9 protein-coding genes and 1 pseudogene are annotated in these 19,307 nt (G+C 68.9%); 8 read left to right on the top strand and 2 right to left on the bottom strand.

What is annotated here, in order from left to right; translation table 11 throughout:
- The 5 genes and pseudogenes from V6M89_RS22010 to V6M89_RS21990 all read left to right on the top strand — a co-directional run.
- A pseudogene (locus V6M89_RS22010) lies at positions 1-249 on the top strand (FkbM family methyltransferase); the annotation flags it as partial.
- A 2-nt stretch (positions 250-251) separates the two neighbouring features.
- A complete protein-coding gene (locus V6M89_RS22005; RefSeq protein WP_332855184.1) occupies positions 252-4,565 on the top strand; it encodes a glycosyltransferase in 4,314 nt (1,437 codons plus the stop codon).
- 3 nt (positions 4,566-4,568) lie between these two features.
- The gene (locus V6M89_RS22000) at positions 4,569-5,573 is read left to right on the top strand and encodes a glycosyltransferase family 2 protein (RefSeq protein ID WP_332855183.1); all 1,005 of its coding nucleotides are present in this window, start codon (positions 4,569-4,571) and stop codon (positions 5,571-5,573) included.
- Between the two features lie 63 nt (positions 5,574-5,636).
- Positions 5,637-7,745, top strand: coding sequence for a DUF7024 domain-containing protein (locus V6M89_RS21995; RefSeq protein WP_332855182.1), 2,109 nt, complete (start codon positions 5,637-5,639; stop codon positions 7,743-7,745).
- 21 nt (positions 7,746-7,766) lie between these two features.
- Entirely contained in the window at positions 7,767-9,869 is a 2,103-nt protein-coding gene (locus tag V6M89_RS21990) for a DUF7024 domain-containing protein (RefSeq protein ID WP_332855181.1), read from the top strand.
- Between the two features lie 91 nt (positions 9,870-9,960).
- Here the strand turns inward: V6M89_RS21990 and V6M89_RS21985 are convergent, their stop codons facing one another.
- Positions 9,961-11,970, bottom strand: a complete 2,010-nt coding sequence (locus V6M89_RS21985; protein ID WP_332855180.1) for an acyltransferase family protein — start codon at positions 11,968-11,970, stop codon at positions 9,961-9,963.
- A gap of 231 nt (positions 11,971-12,201) precedes the next feature.
- On the opposite strand from V6M89_RS21985, the gene V6M89_RS21980 reads away from it, so the two are divergent.
- Positions 12,202-13,353 (top strand): acyltransferase family protein, encoded by a 1,152-nt coding sequence (locus tag V6M89_RS21980; RefSeq protein WP_332855179.1) that lies wholly within the window; start codon positions 12,202-12,204, stop codon positions 13,351-13,353.
- Between the two features lie 73 nt (positions 13,354-13,426).
- Positions 13,427-14,278, top strand: coding sequence for a class I SAM-dependent methyltransferase (locus tag V6M89_RS21975; RefSeq protein WP_332855178.1), 852 nt, complete (start codon positions 13,427-13,429; stop codon positions 14,276-14,278).
- Positions 14,279-14,291: 13 nt separating this feature from the next.
- Here V6M89_RS21975 and V6M89_RS21970 read toward each other — a convergent pair whose 3' ends face one another.
- Positions 14,292-15,863: a DEAD/DEAH box helicase gene (locus V6M89_RS21970; protein ID WP_332855177.1), complete on the bottom strand. Its 1,572-nt coding sequence runs from the start codon at positions 15,861-15,863 to the stop codon at positions 14,292-14,294.
- 308 nt (positions 15,864-16,171) lie between these two features.
- Here V6M89_RS21970 and V6M89_RS21965 point away from each other — a divergent pair, with 308 nt between their 5' ends.
- Positions 16,172-19,300: a ligand-binding sensor domain-containing diguanylate cyclase gene (locus tag V6M89_RS21965; protein ID WP_332855176.1), complete on the top strand. Its 3,129-nt coding sequence runs from the start codon at positions 16,172-16,174 to the stop codon at positions 19,298-19,300.
- The last annotated feature ends 7 nt before the right edge of the window (positions 19,301-19,307 follow it).

The raw sequence follows: 19,307 nt of genomic DNA, 5'->3' as shown, positions 1-19,307 counted from the left end.
GCGCGCGGCGGCGTGCGCCGCGCGGTGCGCTGGCTGACCGCGCGCCCGGGGCTGCGCCGCGTGCTGATCCCGCTGATCAGCCGCTCGCCGCTGCTGAGCGGCGCCATCAGCCGCAGCCTGCAGGTGATCAAGCTGGGCGAGCCGGCCGCCGGCGCCGCCGACGTGCCGCACCTGCTGCGTGAACTGCCGCTGTCGGCGCGCAAGGTGCTCGACGACCTGCGCCGCGCCCAACATCCTACCGACCACTGAACATGCGCCTCGTAATCGATCTCCAATCCTGCCAGAACGGCGCCGCCCGCGCGCCCGAGGCCGTGCTCGCGCTGGCGCAGGCGCTGCTGCGCCACGCCGCCGCCCTGCCCGCACAGCCCGCACAGCACACCGTTTTCATCGTCCTGGCCGCCGCCCAGACCGACCGCATCGACGCCCTGCGCCACGCCTTCGACGGCCTGCTGCCGCCGCAACAGCTGCTCAGCTACAGCACCCCGGCCGGCCACGGCTGGCGCCACCACGCCGCCTCGCTGGTGCGCGACGGCTTCCTGGCCAGCCTGAATCCGGACCTGGTGTTCGCGCCCGGCCTGTTCGACATCGCGCTCAACGACACCGTGTTCGGTCCCGGCCCGGACGGCGCGCTGATGGTCTACACCGAGGCCGGCACGGCGGCCGAGCCGGCGCTGGCCGAGCGCCAGCAAGCCTGCCTGCGCGACGCCGCGCTGGTGCTGCCGGCGATCACCGCCGACGCCGCCACCGGTGCCGACGCCGCGGCCGCGCTGTGGCGCGCGCTGGAACAGGCCGACGCGGCCGCGCAGGCGCGCCGCGCCAGCCAGCCGCCCGCACCAACGTCCGGCCGTCCGCAGCTGGCCTACATCTCGCCGCTGCCGCCGGAAAAATCCGGCATCGCCGACTACAGCGTCGAGCTGATCGCCGAACTGGAAGCGTATTACGACCTCACGCTGGTGGTCTCGGCCGCCAGCGCAGCCGGCGTCGCCGCCACCGCGCTGGGCCGCCGCCTGCCGCTGCTGACGCCGGAACAGTTCGACAGCCAGGCCGGGCGTTTCGCGCGCCGGCTCTACCACTTCGGCAACTCCAACGCCCACCAGTACATGTTCCCGCTGCTGGAGCGCCACCCCGGCATCGTGGTGCTGCACGACTTCTTCCTCAGCGGCGTGATCGACAATATGGAGCGCGAGGGCGTGCAGCCGCTGGCCTACCTGCGCGCGCTGTACGCCTCGCACGGCCACACCGGCCTGCAGGCGCACAAGGCGCTGGGCCACAACCCGTCGATCTGGGCCATGCCGAGCAACAAGACGGTGCTGGACCAGGCGGCCGGCGTCATCGTCCACGCCGGGTTCTCGCGCACGCTGGCCGAACAATGGTACGGCCCCGGCAGCGCCGACAGCTGGCACACGCTGCCGCTGCTGCGCGGCCTGCCGCCGCAGGCAGCCGGCCGCGCGCCGGCCGCGCTGCGCGCCGCCGCGCGCGGCAAGCTGGGCATCGCCGACGACGACTTCCTGGTGTGCAGCTTCGGCATGCTGGGACCGACCAAACTGAACCACCGCCTGCTGGACGCCTTCCTGGCCTCGCCGCTGGCGGCGCAGGCGCGCTGCCGCCTGCTGTTCGTCGGCGAGAATGAAGGCGGCCAGTACGGCGCCGAGCTGGCCCACCGCATCGGTTCCAGCGACACCGCCGCCAGCGTCGCGATCACCGGCTTCGTCAGCGCCGACGACTACCAGCACTACCTGGCCGCCAGCGACGTCGCGGTGCAGCTGCGCACGCAGACCCGCGGCGAAACCTCGGCCTCGGTGCTGGACTGCCTGCTGCACGGCGTGCCGACCATCATCAACGCCCACGGCGCCGCCGCCAGCCTGCCGGACGAGGTGCTGCGCAAGCTGCCCGACCTGTTCGAGGACGCCCAGCTGAGCGCCGCGCTGGCCGAGCTGTTCGAGCAGCCGGAACAGCGCGAACAGCTGGCCGCCGCCGGCCGCGACCACGTGCGCCGCCATCACGCGCCGGCCGCAGTGGGCCGCCAGTACCACGCCGCCATCGAAGAACTGGCCCGCAGCGGCGCCCACGCCCACTACCGCCAGCTGGTGGCCGCCGTCAGCGCGATCGCGCCGGCGCCGGACGAGAGCGAGCTGATCGCGGCGGCCGCCGCCATCGCCGCCAACCAGCCGGCCGCCGCGCCGCGCCAGATGCTGATCGATATCTCGGCGCTGGTGCAATCCGACTACAAGACCGGCATCCAGCGCGTGGTGCGCAGCATCGTGCTGGCGCTGATCCAGGCGCCGCCGCCCGGCTACCGCGTCGAGCCGGTGTACAGCGAAGGCGGCAACCGCAGCTACCGCTACGCCCGCCGCTTCACCTGCGAGCTGCTGGAAGTGCGCTCGCCGCAGCTGGAAGACGCGCCGGTCGAAACCCGCGCCGGCGACCTGTTCCTCGGCCTCGACCTGGCCTCCAACATCACCAGCCAGAACGAGCCGCAGCTGCTGGCCATGCGCCGCCGCGGCGTCGCCGTCTGGTTCACGGTGTACGACCTGCTGCCGGTGCTGCGTCCCGAATGCTTCACCTTTGCCGCCGACAAGTACTACGGCGACTACCTCGACACCATCACCTACGTGGCCGACGGCATCGTCACCATTTCGCGCGCGGTGTCGGACGAGCTGGCCGCTTGGGTGGCGGCGCGGCCGAACCGGCGCCAGGCGCCGCTCAAGCTGAGCCACTTCCACCTGGGCGCCGACCTCGACGCCAGCGCCCCCAGCACCGGCCTGCCGGACAACGCCGAACGCGTGCTGCAAGCCCTGCAGGAAGCGCCGACGCTGCTGATGGTCGGCACGCTGGAACCGCGCAAGGGCCAGGCCCAGGCGCTGGCCGCCTGCGAGCTGCTGTGGGCCCAGGGCGTGGCGGTCAACCTGGTCATCGTCGGCAAGAACGGCTGGCTGGTCGACGCCCTGGTGCAGCAACTGGAGCAGCACCCGCAGCGCGAGCAGCGCCTGTTCTGGCTGCCCGGCGTGTCGGACCAGATGCTGCAGCAGCTGTATCAACACAGCTCGGCGCTGCTGGCGGCCTCGGAAGGCGAAGGCTTCGGCCTGCCGCTGATCGAGGCGGCCCAGCACCAGCTGCCTATCATCGCCCGCGCCATCCCGGTGTTCCGCGAAGTGGCCGGCGAGCACGCCTACTACTTCGACGGCCGCCAGCCGGACGAACTGGCAGCCGCCATCCAGGCCTGGCTGGCGCTGCACGCCGAAGGCAAGGCGCCGCCGTCGGCCGGCATGCCGTGGCTGACCTGGCGGCAGAGCGCGCAGCAGTTGCTGGAGGCGGTGGTGGACGGCCGCAGCCACGCCAGCGTGGCCGGCGGCGGCGTCGCCCCGCAGCTGCTGGTCGACGTCTCGGCCGTGGCGCGCGAAGACTTGAAGACCGGCATCCAGCGCGTGGTGCGGGCCCAGCTGTCCGAGCTGATGGCGCTGCACAGCACCGCGTACCAGGTGCTGCCGGTCTACCTCAGCGACGAGGGCGGCCACTGGCACTACCGCTACGCGCGCCGCTACCGCCACACCTTGACCGGCACCGACAGCTACGGCGTGGTCGACGACGTGGTGCGGGTGGCCGCGGGCGACGTCTTCTACAGCCCCGACTTCTACCCCGGCGCCGTCACCGAGGCCGGCCGCATCGGCCTGTACCGGCGCTGGCGCGAAGCCGGCGTCAGCGTCAACTTCCTGATCCACGACCTGCTGCCGGTGCTGCGGCCGGATTTCTTCCCGGCGCGGGTCGACGATGTGTTTGAAAAATGGCTGCACACCGTCAGCAGCAACGCCGACCGCCTGATCTGCATCAGCGGCGCGGTGGCCGACGAGACGCGCGCCTGGCTGCGCCAGCAGGCGCCGCAACGGCCGCTGCCGCAGTTCGCGGTGCTGCACCACGGCGCCGACATCGCCGCCTCGCTGCCCAGCACCGGCCTGGCCGACGACGCCGCCGCCGTGCTGGCCGACATCGGCTCGGCGCCGAGCTTCCTGATGGTCGGCACCATCGAGCCGCGCAAGGGCCACCTGCAGGCGCTCGACGCCTTCGAGCAGCTGTGGGCCGCCGGCGCCGACGTGCGGCTGGTGGTGGTCGGCGGCGAAGGCTGGAAGGGCTTGCCCGACGCCGGCCGCCGCACCATCCCCGCCATCATGGCGCGCCTGCGCGGCCACCCGGAACTGGGGCGCCGCCTGCACTGGCTGCAGGGCATCAGCGACGAATACCTGGAGCGGGTCTACCGCGACTGCGCCTGCCTGCTGTTCCCGAGCGAGGGCGAAGGCTTCGGCCTGCCGCTGATCGAGGCCGCGCGCCACGACCTGCCGCTGCTGACGCGCGACATACCGGTGTTCCGCGAGATCGCCGGCGCCCACGCGCAATACTTCAGCGGCGAGGACGGCGCCGCGCTGGCCGCCGCCGTGCGCGAGTGGCTGCGCCTGCACGCGGCCGGCCAGGCCCAGCCCTCGTCCGGCATGCCCTGGCACACCTGGGCCGACAACGCCCGCAACCTGACCGCCATTTTGTTCCCCGGCCCCGCCGCTACCCCGAATCGATAAGCCATGTCCAATCCTATTCCCCGCATCTCCGTGGTCATCCCCAGCTACAAGGTCACGCGCCACATCCTCGGCGTGATCGCCGGCATCGGACCGGAAGTGAGCCGCATCTACGTGGTCGACGACAAGTGCCCGGACCGCTCGGGCCAGTTCGTGCGCGAGCAGTGCAGCGACCCGCGCGTGGTGATCATCGAGCATGCGGAAAACCAGGGCGTGGGCGGCGCCGTGATGACCGGCTACCAGGCCGCGATCGCCGAGGGCGTCGACATCATCGTCAAGGTCGACGGCGACGGCCAGATGGACGCCAGCCTGATCCCCGACTTCGTCGCCCCCATCGTCAACGGCGAGGCCGACTACACCAAGGGCAACCGCTTCTTCGACCTCGAGCAGATCAACCAGATGCCGGCCATCCGCCTGTTCGGCAACGCCGTGCTGTCGCTGCTGACCAAGCTGTCGTCCGGCTACTGGGACCTGTTCGACCCGACCAACGGCTACACCGCGATCCACGTCAACGCCGCGCGCCACCTGCCGCTGCACCGCATCAGCAAGCGCTACTTCTTCGAGACCGACATGCTGTTCCGCCTCAACACCATCAACGCCGCCGTGGTCGACGTGCCGATGGACGCCAGCTACGGCGACGAGGTCAGCAACCTGAAGATCTCCAAGATCGTCACCGAGTTCATGGCCAAGCACCTGCGCAACTTCGGCAAGCGCATCTTCTACAACTACTACCTGCGCAATATGTCGCTGGCCTCGATCGAGCTGCCGCTGGGCCTGGCGATGCTGCTGGGCGGCGGCGGCTACGGCATCGTCCACTGGCTGCAATCGGCGCACGCCGGCACCGCCACCGCGCCCGGCACCGTGATGCTGTCGGCGCTGCCGGTGCTGATGGGCATGCAGCTGATCCTGGCGTTCCTGGCGCACGACATCGCCTCGGTGCCGCGCCGGCCGATCCACCGCATGACGCGCGCCCGCGCCAAGGCGCCGGCACGAGCAACATTGCCTGAATAACAAACCAAAGCTATCATCGGGGTCTGTTTCGACCGTCCCCAGCTTTTTGAAAGTGTCCGCCCCATGTCCCTATTCCAGCTCGCGCCCCGGCAACGCCTGGTGCTGACCACCTATGGCTTCCCGCTGGCGCTGCTGGCGGTGCTGCTGTACCTGGTGCTGCGCAACACCGGCGCCTATCCGGTGGTCTTCGCCGACGAATGGCTGTACAGCAAATTCGCCCGCCTGCAGCCGCTGGCCGAATCGCAGGTGCCGTCCTGGCTGTACCTGAAGCTGTTCGGCCAGACCAACGCCTGCGGCACCGGCTTCCTGCAATGCGCGCGCGTGCTCAACGCCGCCCTGTTCGTGGCCGCGGCGCCGTTCATCTCCATGGTGGCGCGGCCGCTGGCCGGCAAGCGGGCCGCGCGCCTGATCGCGCTGCTGGCGGTGCTGTCGCCGATCAGCAGCTACACCGGCTACTTCATGCCGGAATCGATGTACTTCCTCGGCTTCTGGGTGCTGAGCTGGGCGCTGCTGGCGCACGCCGCGCCGGCGCCGCAATGGCGGCCGACGCTGGCCTACGCGCTGCTGGGCGGCGCCCTGCTCGGCGTGCTCAGCCTGATCAAGGTGCACGCGCTGTTTCTGCTGCCGGCGCTGTGCCTGTTCCTGGTCCACAGCCGCCGCAGCGCCGCGCGCCAGGGCTGGATCGTGGCCGGCGCCGCCGCCGCCGCGCTGGCCGCGCTGGCGGCCTTCGCCGTCAAGCTGGCGCTGGGCTACCTGCTGGCCGGTCCGGTGGGCCTGAGCCTGCTCGGCAGCTTCTACGGCGGCCAGGTCAGCAACAGCGGCCTGGGCATCGCCCGCCTGCTGGCGCCGTTCGCCCACAACGCGCTGGGCCACGCGATGGGCCTGCTGGTACTGTTCGTGTTCCCGCTGGCGATGCTGGCGGCCGCCGGCCTGAGCGCGCCGCTGCGCGACGCGCTGGGCCGCCCGGGCCGCGCGCTGCTGGCGTACACCGTGCTGATGCTGGGCGCCGCGCTGGGCATGACGGCGGTCTACACCGCCTCGATCGCCGACGCCGGGCCGCAGGAAATCATCCGCCTGCACCTGCGCTACTACGACTTCACCTTCCCGCTGCTGATGATCGCCGCCGTCGCCGTGGTGCGCCACAGCGAGCGCCTCAGCCTGCGCCTGCGCGCCGCCATCGCCGCGCCGCTGGCGCTGCTGATGCTGGCGGCCACCGCCCGGCTGGTGCCGGCCTTCCAGCTGTCGGCCATCGACAGCCCGGAACTGTTCAGCATGCACGTGCTGGCGCCGCTGTACTACCTGCTGGCCCTGCTGGAACTGGCGCTGCTGGCGCTGTGGATCTGGCGGCCGCGCCGCGCCCAGCCGCTGTACCTGCTGGTGCTGGCGCCGCTGTTCGCGCTGGCCGGCGAAGGCGCCAGCGCGGTGCTGATGCACCGCGCCCAGCAGCCCAACCCGTACGACCTGGGCGGCCGCCTGGTGCATGATTTCCTCGACGACGGCCAGCGCGCCCGCCTGAGCATCGCCGGCGACAGCCTGGGCGGCCTGGCGCGCGCCCAGTTCCACAGCGACCACGCGCAGACGGCCACCATCGAACTGCGGGAAGGCGCGCCGTTCGACCTGACGCAAACCCCGGCGCGCCAGCAGTGGCTGCTGGTGGTCGGCAAGCACGCGCTGCCGCCCGCGCTGAAGCCGCTGCTGGCGACGCCGGACTACGCGCTGGTGCGCCTCAGTCGCGGCGGCCGCAGCCTGTACCAGATCAATATGCTGCAGCCGCTGGCCGGCGGCCACCTGAGCGCGGTCGACGGCCTGGCCGACGCCGAGCACTGGGGCAGCTGGTCGAACGCCCGCACCGTCACGCTGCACACCAGCGAGCCGCTGCCGCGCCACCTGACGGTGATGCTCAACGGCCGCGCCTTCGGCCCCAACGTCGGCCAGGACTTCGTGCTGCGCGCCGGCCAGGCCAGCACCCGCTTCAAGCTGCCGGCCGCCACCCAGGAACTGTTCCTGCAACTGGAGACCGACGGCCAGCAACGCACGCTGCACATCGACGTGCCGCAGCCGGCCACGCCGGCCTCGCTGTACGGCGGCAACGACACGCGCCTGCTGGGCATCGGCCTGGTCGGCGTCGAAATCGGCGAGGCCGACGCTCCGGCCGCGCCGGCTCCGCATTAAATCATCACCAGGTACTTGCCCATGACTTCCCTACGCAACTTCTTTGCCGATCCGCGCCGCGCCCCGTCCTTCCTGGTGGGCGCGCTGGTGCTGGTCTTCATCTTCCTGATGATACGCAACGCCGGCATCTATCCGCTGGTGTTCATCGACGAGTGGACCTACAGCAGCAACACGCGCATGATGCCGTTGTCGGCCGCGCAGGTGCCGTCCTATCTGTACTTCAAGCTGTACCAGCTGACCAACTTCTGCGGCGACGGCTACCTCGATTGCAACCGCATGCTCAACAGCGCGCTGTACGTGCTGGCCGCGCCCTTCGTCTACCTGCTGGCGCGGCGCGTGGCGCCGGCCTGGGTGGCGGTGCTTATCGCGCTGGCCGCCACGCTCAGCCCGAACAACGTCTACACCCCGTTCTTCATGCCGGAGGCGATGTATTACTTCGGCTTCTGGTGCTTCTGCTGGATGGCCTTCGTGTTTGCCGACCGTCCCGGCCCGCGCCGCGCGCTGCTGCTGGGCGTCGTGCTGGGCCTGCTGCTGATGGTCAAGCTGCACGCCATCTTCCTCGGCCCCGCGCTGGCGCTGTTCCTGTTGTTCCTGGCCTGGGACGGCCGCGCCGCCGAGCCGGCGCGCCACAAGCTGTACTGGCTGCTGCAAGGCGCGCTGTGGGCGCTGCTGGCGCTGGCGGCGGCGATGGCGGTGCGGCTGGCGATCGGCTACTGGCTGGCCGGCCGCGACGGCCTGGCGCTGTTCGGCAGCATCTATTCCGGCCAGGTCGCCTACACCGCCAAGAGCCACTATCCGGTCGGCCAGCTGATCGTCTTCGCCTGGCACAATATGCAAGGCCATTTGATGCTGCTGGCGCTGCTGTTCGGCGTGCCGCTGGCGGCGCTGGCCGGCTCGTTCAGCCGCCTGCGCCCGGCCGGCCTGCCGGCCCGCCGCCTGCAGGCGGTCAGCGTGTTCAGCGTGCTGATGCTCGGCACCGTGCTGGGCGTGACCATCATGTTCACCGCCTCGATCACCGGCCTGGCGGCCAGCGACAGCACGGCCCGCATCCATACCCGCTACTACGACTTCGCGCTGCCGCTGATGCTGCTGTGCGCGGCGGCGGCGGCCTATGCGCCGGCGCCTTCGCTCAGGACCGTCACCCGCGTGCTGATCGCCGCCGTGGTGCTGCTGCTGGTCTGGCACGGCCGCGCCCACCTGCTGCACTCGTTCACGCCGTCCATCATCGATTCGCCGGAACTGCGCGCGCTGTCGATGCGCGCCAACCTGTTCAACATCATCACCGCGGTGACGCTGGTGTCGCTGCTGCGCTGGGCCTGGGACCAGCAGAAGGGGCTGCGCCTGTTCTTCACGCTGGCGCTGCCGGTGATCGTCGGCTGCTGCGCCTGGAACGCCGCGCACGAGGTGCGCCTGTCGATCTGGCCGGACACCGCCTCCAAGGCCGGCCTGTTCGCGCGCCACTACCTGGACCGCGGCCAGAGCGACCACCTGGTGATCGTCTCGCAGGACATCGGCATCCTGCACCGCGCCCGCTTCTTCATCGAAAACCCGAACGCCCAGTTCATGCAGGTGGAAGCTGGCCAGGAGGCCGACTGGTCCAAGCTGCCGGCCGGCTACAAATGGGTGCTGGCGATCGGCGCCTACGTGCCGCCGGACGGCGCGCGCGTGGTGGCCCACAAGGACGACCTGCTGCTGTTCCAGCCGCCGGCGCTCGACGCCCGCGGCCAGCGCCTGGATTTCACGCAGGAGCTGGAAGGCTATGTGCGCATCAACGGCCTGGCCGGGCATGACACCTGGGGCGCCTGGTCGGTGGAATCGAAGGTGGAGCTGGAGTTCGGCCGGCCGCTGCCCAAGCGCCTGGGGCTGCGCGTCGAAGGCCGCAGCTTCGGCCCGAACGCCGGCAAGGACATCGTGGTGACGGTGGGCGGCCAGGAACGCATCATGCAGCTGCCGGCGCTGAACGGCGATGTCACGCTGCATTTCGACACCGACGGCACGGCCACCCGGGTACGCTTCAAGGTGCCGCAGCCGACCTCGCACAAACAGCTGGGCCTGGGCGACGACGCCCGCACGCTGGGCATCGGTTTCGAACACCTGACGGTGATCGACGAAGCGCAGCAATAAACCCCGCGCGCATAAAAAAACCCACCTGCACCGAACGCGCTCAAGATCGCGTTCGGTGCGGGTGGGTTTTTTTTGTGCCGGCCGCGGCGGTTTAGTGCGCCGCCTTCAAGGCGTCCATCTGGCGTCCGTAGCGCTCGCCCATGAACAGGTCGCCTTCATGGCTGAGGTGGTGGGTGTCGCGGTACATCATCTTGTTTTCGCGCATCACCAGGCAGCGCTGGGCGTCGCACAGCTGGGCGGCGGCGTCGAACACCTGCACCATCGGCAGGTCGCGCAGCGCCTGCTGCTCGGCCACCTTGTGGCGGGCGATCTGCTGGTCCTGCTTGGCGCGCGGCAGCGAGCAGTCGGTGCGCGTCTGCGAAGTGGGGATGGCGCCGCGGCGGATGCAGGAGCGCGGCTCGAAGTCCAGGTAGGGCGTGTCGCTGACGTAGATCACCTTGCGGCCGCTGGCGACGAACATGGCCAGGGTGTCGTGCAGGGCCTGGGTCATCTTCTTGCCGCCCTCATCCTCGATGTTCAGGCGCGCGAAGGTGGAGATGATGACGGTCTTGACGGTGGTCGCCTGCATCACCTTGTCGATCATCATCGGCACCACCTTCTGGTAGGGATCGTCGCCGACCGGCAGGTTGACGAACGGCACCCGCGTGCCGAAGTACACCAGGTTTTCGCCGCGGCTGTGATAGTAGCGGTTCAGGCCGGCCCAGATGTGGAAAGCGTGGCTGTCGCCCAGCATCGCCACGGTCGGCGCCTTGGTCGGGTCGTCCATCAGGCAGTACTCGTAGATGCTGGTGAAGCCGTAGCGCGCCTTGCAGGCCGTGGCATTGGGCACGTCTTCCACCACGAACAGTTCCTTCTGCTGGGCCGCGCTGTCGACCACGCTGGCGCGCAGCGGCAGGCCGTTGGCGCGGTACAGCGCGCCGCCGGCGGCGGCCAGCGCCAGCATCGCGGCCGACAGCACCGCCACCTTGGCGCGGCCATGGGCGGTGCCGCGCAGCGGCCGCTCCAGCAGGCGGTAGGTCAGCCAGGCCAGCACGATCGCGGCCAGCACGGCGGCGCCGCGTATTTTCGACGACGGCAGGCCCGATTCGATGATGCGGGCAAACGCCAGCAGCGGCCAGTGCCACAGGTACAGCGGGTAGCTGATCAGGCCGAACCACACGGCCACCGGATTGCCCAGCAACACGCGGTTGCACCAGGCTTGCGGGCCGGCCGAAATCAGCAGCACCGCGCCGGTGGTCGGCAGCAGCGCCCACCAGCCGGGGAAGTGGCGGTCGGCGCGCAGCAGCGCCAGCGTGGCCAGCAGCAGGCCCAGGCCCAGCGCCGACTTGATGTTGCGCGCGCGCGGGCTGGACCAGTCGATCACGGCGTCGGCGCCGTGGCCGCGGCGCACGCCGGCAAACAGGTGCAGGCCGTTGATCGACATATACGCCAGCACGCTGCCGTACAGCAGTTCCCAGACCCGGCTGGCCGGCGAGTAGAAGGTCGCGCTGGGGAATTTATGCAGGCCGCCGACGTTGACCAGGAAGGACAGCACGGCCACGCCCAGCGCCAGCGCCACCAGGCTGAAGCGGCGCTTCCACGCCAGCAGCATCAGCACCGGCCAGAAGATGTAGAACTGTTCCTCGATGCCCAGCGACCACAGGTGCAGCAGCGGCTTGGTCTCGGCGGCGGTGTCGAAGTAGCCGACTTCATTCCACAGGAAGAAGTTGGACAGGAAGCCGGCGCCGCCGAACACGTGCTTGCCCAGCATCTTGTACTCGTCCGGGAACAGCGCGAACCAGCCGAACGCCAGGCAGGCGCTCAGCACCACGGTCAGCGCCGGGAAGATGCGGCGCACGCGGCGCGCATAGAACTCGGTGAAGCTGAAGGCGTTCTGCTGCATGCCGGCGATCAGGATGCTGCCGATCAGGAAACCGGAGATGATGAAGAAGATGTCGACGCCGGCAAAGCCGCCCGGCAGGCGCGACGGGAAAGCGTGGTACAGCACCACCGACAGCACGGCCAGCGCCCGCAGGCCGTCGATATCGCGGCGGTAGGCCGGGTGCAGGGCCGGCGCCGGGTCGGCTTGGTACGGCGCCGGGGGGAGTTTTTCAATTTGCATGGACGTTAGTTGCATCGAAACATTGTCAAAAAAAGATGAATCATTATAAATGATTTTGCGCTCAGGACATACCAGGCCATGACCCAACCGCCGGCATTCTACACGTTCCGCGCCAGCCATCCGCTGATCCGGGACACCAACGTCCTGTAACAAAATGGATAGATCGCGCCAGCCACTCGCGGTTAAAATAGCACCGCACTCCCGCATTGCAAATTAAACAAACCAACAACAATGGCAACACATGAAAAGAACCTGGACTGGGTTCAACTGCTGCGCGGCATTGCCGCGCTACTGGTCGCACTGACGCATGCCCGCTACGCAATGCTGAACACGCCCGACATGCCGCTGGCGGACCGCATCTTCGTGCCGGGCGCGATGGGAGTCGACCTGTTCTTCATCATCAGCGGCTTCATCATGCATTACTCGACCACCAATTTCGACGGCAGCGCCGGCTATGTGGCGCGTTTCGCCATCAAGCGCTTCGCCCGCGTGTGGCCGATCTATGCGGTGATCACGCTGCTGTCGGTGTTCGTGCTCAGCGGCGGCATCGATTACTTCCACCACGCCGCCAACCGGCTGACGTTCTGGCATTCGGTGGGCATGATTCCGGCCAATCCCCACTATGTCCCGTATTTCTCGCTGACGCTGCTGCCCGGCTGGACGCTGGAATTCGAGATGTATTTCTACCTCGCCTTCGCCGCCAGCATGCTGTTCAAGCGCCTGCGCTGGTTCGTGCTGGCGTCCTGGGTGCTGCTGACGGTGATCCTGATACCGCTGGGTGTCCGCGGCTTCGACATGAACATCAGCCGCGACCTCGGCTACCAGGTCGGCTATCTGGCCATCGTCACCAGTCCGTTCGTGCTGGAATTCGCCGCCGGCGTGCTGATCGGCTGGCTGTACCAGCAGGACTGGGCCCGCTTGCGCAGCGCCTACGTGGCCTGGCACGTCGCCGCGCTGGGCGTGGCGTTCGCGCTGTGGGCCAGTTACAGCGGCGCCGCCGTCACCCACGGTCCGACCCAGTGGGGCTGGCCGCTGGCGCTGATGGTGCTGGCGCTGGCGCTGGCCAGCAAGACCGTGCACCTGCGGGTGCACCGCGTGTTCCTGTGGCTGGGATCGATCTCGTATTCGCTGTACCTGACCCATCTGCTGTCGCAGGGACTGGTGACGCGGGCGCTGAACGCCGCCGGCCACGGGCAATTCGCCCAGACCTGGAGCTATATCTTCCTGTCGACCGCGGTCGCGCTGGCGTTTGCCTCGCTGTCGCAGCATTACCTGGAACAGGGCTTGTCGAACAAGGTGCGCGACGCCCTGCTGAAGCTGCTGCCGAAGCGGCCGGCATCGCCTACGCCGGCGACGGCGCTGCCGATCAGCCGCCGGGCCTGAAAGCGCTGGCCCCCGATCCAATATTGCTATATATTCAACCCTCCAATTCACGCCGCACGAATGAGGGTTTTCAATGAATTGCATCGTCTGCCAGCAACCCACCACGCCGGGGCTGTCGCCCTGGCACCGCATCTGCCCGGCCTGCCGCTACGAGAGCGCCGCGCTGCTGCCCACCATCAATGACGCCGAAGTCCATGTCCACGTGGACGAGGCGCAGCGCGAAGCCGGCCTGAAGGCCATACGCCAGGAGAACTTCCAGACCATCGTCGGCTACGCGGTCGAGCTGGCGCCGCCCGGCGCGCGCCGCCTGCTGGATGTGGGCGCCGCGCATGGCTGGTTCCTGGAAGCGGCGCGCGACCATTTCGACGTGCTGGGCATGGAGCCGGATACGGCGGTGGCGCAGAAAACCGCCGCCCGCGGCCTGCCGGTGCGCAACGGCTTCTTTCCCGACGCGCTGGAGACGGACGAGCGTTTCGACGTGATCGTGTTCAACGACGTCATCGAGCACATCCCCGACATCCGTTCGGCGCTGGCGGCCTGCCGCGAACGGCTGACGCCGGGCGGCATCCTGATCCTCAACCTGCCCAACAGCCGTGGCTTCTTTTACCGCCTGTCGAAGTTGTTCGCCCGTGTCGGCTGGCATGCGCCGTTCGAGCGGCTGTGGCAGAAAGGCCTGCCGTCGCCGCACGTGCACTACTTCGAGGCCGGCAACTTGAGCAAGCTGGTGGGGGGACAAGGGCTGGAACTGCGCTTCAAGGCCGAACTGCCGGCGGTGCGCGCCAAGAGCATGCTGGAACGGCTGCGCTGCGCCGGCCAGGGAACCTGGCTCAGCATTTACGCGCAATACGCCGCCGTCATGATGACGATCCCGGTATTGCGCGCCTTCCCCAGCGACATCGTGGTCTGCGTCTACCGCAAGACCTGACGCCGCCGGCGGCTTACTGCTTGGGCGCGCCGCCCAGCAGGAAGGCGATCTTCTGCTTGGGCTTGGTCGCTGCCGCGCTGCTCAGCGTGGCGGCCGGCGCCGGGGCCGGCGCCTTGGCCGGCTCGTACGGCTTGAGGAACCATGGGTCGACCTTCTCGCGGCGGCTGCCGTACGACGGCGCGCCGGCGGCGCGCGGCGGACGCTCGCCACGGTCGCTGCGCTCGCCACGGCCGGCCGATGAGGACGACGGGGACGAGGACGGCGCGCTGCGGCCGCCTTCGTCGCGGCGCGGACGGCGTTCGCCGCGTTCGTCGCCGCCATAGCTCGGGGCCGGGTTGAAGCCGTCCAGCTCGCCACGGCGGATGGTTTGCTTGATCAGTTTCTCGATGTCGGCCAGCAGGCGTTCATCCTTGTCCGAATAGATCGACAGCGCGTCGCCCGAGGCGCCGGCGCGGCCGGTGCGGCCGATGCGGTGCACATAGTCTTCGGCGTTGTACGGCAGGTCGTAGTTGATCACGCACGGCAGGTCGGTGATGTCGAGGCCGCGCGCGGCGACGTCGGTGGCGACCAGGATGTCGATCTCGCCCTTCTTGAACGATTCCAGCGCCGCCATGCGCTCCTGCTGGGTCTTGTCGCCGTGGATGGCGACCGCCTTCATGCCCTCCTGCTCCAGCCCCTTGGCCAGGCGCGAGGCGCCGATCTTGGTGTTGGAGAAGATGATCACCTGCTTCAGCTCGCGCTGGCGCAGCAGGTGCGCGGTCAGCGCGTGCTTCTGGTTTTCCGGCACCTTGTAGACCACCTGGCTGACCTTGTCGGCGGTCTGGTTGCTGCGCGCCACTTCGATCGTCACCGGGTTGCTGAGGAAGGTGTTGGCCAGCTTCTTGATCTCCGGCGAGAACGTGGCCGAGAACATCAGGTTCTGGCGCTTGGCCGGCAGCAGGTTGATGATGCGCTGCAGGTCGGGCAGGAAGCCCATGTCGAGCATGCGGTCGGCTTCGTCCATGACCAGCATCTGCACCTGGCCGAGGCTGATGTTCTTCTGTTCCACGTGGTCCAGCAAACGGCCCGGGGTGGCGATGACGATTTCAACGCCGGCCTTGAGGATGATGGTCTGGCCCTTCATGTCCATGCCGCCGAACACCACGGTCGAGCGCAGCGGCGTGTGCTGGGCGTAGGCCTTGACGTTCTCGGCCACCTGCACCGCCAGTTCGCGGGTCGGCGTCAGGATCAGCGCGCGCACCGGGTGGCGCGCCGGCGAGGTGCTGCTGCTGGCGTGGGCCAGCAGCATCTGGATGATGGGCAGCGCGAAGCCGGCGGTCTTGCCGGTGCCGGTCTGGGCCGCGCCCATGACGTCGCGTCCCTGCAGCAGCACGGGAATGGCCTGGGCCTGGATCGGCGTCGGGTGCACATAGCCCTGGTCGGTCAGCGCGCGCAGGATGGCCGGCGACAGGCCGAAGTCGGCAAAACGGACTTCTGCGGGCTCGGCGGCTGCGACGGCGGCAGGCACGGCCACGGCTTCGGCGGCGACAGCCTGCTGGGCGGCGGACTCAATAACGGTCGGGGTGATGATCTCGGTTTCGGACATAATGTGTGCGGCGGCCCTGCGGCGGACAGCCAAGCTTTCTTCAATTAACGGCATATCTGTGCTGCCGGCCCGGCGGATGTACGACTTGGAGGAGTGCGGAGGGACCGGCGGGCGGACACGCGGTGAGCAGGATACAATGAGCGCCGTAAACTATACCCTAATTTCCGGCAACTGCGCTAGAAACCACCGGCTTTTATATTAAAACCCTTGCATCAATGGTATGTATAATAGCCAATCTGACCAGAATAGCCTATAAAACCGAGCGCTGCTCCGCACGCGCAACCTGTTACGCCACCGGATACTCCTACATGCACGTGCTTCCGCCGGTCCTGCGCCGCTGCCCTTCCCTATTGCGCTTCGCCTCCCTACTGCTGTTGTTGTTGCTGGCCTCCCTGCTGGCCTGGCTGCCGTCCGCCGACGCCCTGGCGGCGCCCGCGCCGTCGCTGCGCTTCAAGAAACTGGGCCCGCTGGGCGGCGACGAACCGTCGATGCTGTCGCTGTTGCAGGACCGCAAAGGCTATATCTGGGTCGGCACCCACACCAACGGCCTGTACCGCTACAACGGCTACCAGGCGGTCAAGTACATCAACAACCCCAGCGACCCGCGCAGCCTGCCGCACGACCGCGTGTCGGCCATCTACGAAGACCAGCAGGGCCGCATCTGGGCCGGCACCCAGAACGGCCTGGCGCGCTTCAACCCGGAGAGCAACGACTTCACGCTGTTCGCGCCGCCCGGCAAGGCGCCCAAGAACCACCGCATCATCAAGAACATCATTTCCGACGGCAAGAGCGGCATGTGGGTCGGCAGCTGGGGCGGCTTGCAGCATTTCGATCCGGCCAGCGGCAAGTTCACCGTCTACGCCCACGACGACGCCGATCCCGGCAGCCTGGCCAGCAACGACCTGAACGCGCTGGCGCTGGACGCCCGCGGCGGCGTCTGGATCGGCACCTGGCCCGGCGGGCTGGACTATCTGGCGCCCGGCGCGACCAGCTTCAAGCACCACCAGGTCGATCCGGCGCCCAAGCCGGACGCCCGCGTCAACATCGTCCGCGCGCTGCAGTTCGACAAGAACGGCATGCTGTGGATAGGCACGGAATCGGGCGTGATCCGCTGGGACGGCAAGCGCGACTGGGACACCCGCCAGACCATCGCCTCGCCCTACAGCCGCATCACCAACTTCAACCTCGACAACAAGGGCACCTTGTGGTGCACCACGCTGTCGGCCGGCCTGCTGCGCTGGAACGAGTCCAGCGGCGAGTTCGACCAGTTCGTGCACGCGGCCGACGATCCCTACAGCCTGCCGGGCGACAATCTGCGCGCGGTGCTGCAGGACCGTGGCGGCATGCTGTGGATCGCCTCCTTCACCGACGGCATCAGCCTGGCCAACCTGTCGAGCGAGGGCTTTACCCGCCACGTGCCATTCCGCATCGACAGCCGTTCGGCGCCGGCCAGCAACGCGCTGCTGAGCCTGGCCCGCGCGCCGGGCGGCCGCATCTGGCTGGGCGGTAACGTCGGCATGAGCTTGTACGATCCGGCCAGCGGCAGCGTCATCCAGAGCTACCGCGCCGACGACAAGAAGCCCGGCATGCTGAGCCACTCCATCATCTACAGCATGTACCAGGACCCGGCCGGCAAAGGGCCGCTGTGGCTGGGCACCTCCAACGGCCTGAACCGGCTGGACACGCCCGACAGCGCCTTCCAGGTCATCCACTTCGGCAACACCGCCAGCGACTACATCAACGCCATCGCGCCCGGCGCCAACGGCGTGCTGTGGCTGGCCACCGGCAACAGCCTGATCCGCTACGACAGCAAGACCGACGCCCGCAAGATCTACTACAACGATCCGCAGGACCCGGCCACGCGCAGCGTCAACGGCACCTCGGCGGTGCTGGAAGACCGCAGCGGCCGGGTGTGGGCCGGCTCGGAATGGAACGGCGGCGGGCTCGACCTGCTGGATCCGGCCAGCGGCAAGTTCCGCCACTACCGCCACGCCAACCACGACCGCAACAGCCTGAGCGACGACAACATCGCCAGCCTGCACGAGGACGCGCAAGGCCGCATCTGGGTCGGCACCAGCAAGGGCCTGGACCTGGTGGTGGTGGCGGCCGACGGCCAGGTCAGCTTCAAATCGTATGCGGCGGCGATGCGCGCGCCCAAGATCCTGTCGATCGAGCACGACCGCGACGGCAAGATCTGGTGCAGCACCATCGCCGGCCTGTACCGCCTGGACCCGGCCACCGGCCAGGTCAGCCACTTCAGCGCGTCGGACGGGCTGACCGAGGGCTACACCGTCAACTCGTCGGCTATGGGCGAGAACGGCGTGCTGTACTTCGGCGGCGTGCACGGCATGACGGCGGTGACGCCGTCGGCGGTGCGCACCAGCTCGGTGCCGCCGCAGGTGGCGATCACCGACATCACCGTGTTCAACCACTCGCTGCAGGACGGCAAGCCGAGCGAGAACGTCAAGGCCGAAGGGCCGGTGACCTCGCCCACCGCGCTGACCTTGTCGTCGCAGGCCTCGGTGTTTTCGCTGGAGTTCGCGGCGCTGCACTACACCGAGCCGGGCGAGAACCGCTACGCCTACCAGCTGCAGGGCTTCGACCGCGATTGGGTCGAGACCGACGCCGCCCACCGCAGCGCCAGCTACACCAATCTGAACCCCGGCCACTATGTGTTCCGGGTCAAGGCCGCCAACCACCTGGGCGTGTGGAATCCGGAGCCGGCCACGCTCAACATCACCATCACGCCGCCGTTCTGGCAGCGCTGGTGGTTCCGCGCCGGCGGCGCCGTGCTGATCGTCGGCTCGCTGCTGCTGGCCTACAAGATCCGCATCCACCGCCTGACCCGCCACCAGGCCGAACTGGAACAGCTGGTGGCCGCGCGCACCGGCGAGCTGGAGGAATCGAACCGCAAGCTGGCCGCGCTCAGCACCACCGACGGCCTGACCGGCGTCAGCAACCGGCGCGGCTTCGACCTGGCGCTGGAAGCGGAATGGCGGCGCGCCGCGCGCACCGGCCAGACGCTGGCGCTGTCGATGCTGGACGTCGACTACTTCAAGAAGTACAACGATCACTACGGCCACCTGGCCGGCGATTCGACCCTGCGCACCGTGGCCGAGCTGATCACCTCGCACGGCCGCCGCACCACCGACCTGGTGGCGCGCTACGGCGGCGAGGAGTTCGCGCTGCTGGCGGCCGCCACCGACGCGGCCGACGCTTTCGGCGTGGCCGAGGAAATCTGCGCCGAGCTGGCGCGGCGCCAGCTGCCGCACGAGCAGTCGCCGTTCGGCATCCTGACCATCAGCATCGGCGTGGCGGTGATGGTGCCGACCGAGGACAGCTCGCCGGAACTGCTGGTGCAGATGGCCGACCGCGCGCTGTACCGGGCCAAGGAAAAAGGCCGCAACATGGCGCTGCTGGCCATGCCGCCGATGTAGGGAAGTC

The organism is Duganella sp. S19_KUP01_CR8 (assembly GCF_036688705.1).
Classification (GTDB): domain Bacteria; phylum Pseudomonadota; class Gammaproteobacteria; order Burkholderiales; family Burkholderiaceae_D; genus Rugamonas.
Note: the sequence above shows the minus strand (reverse complement) of the source record. Positions and strands in the feature narration are given on the sequence as shown.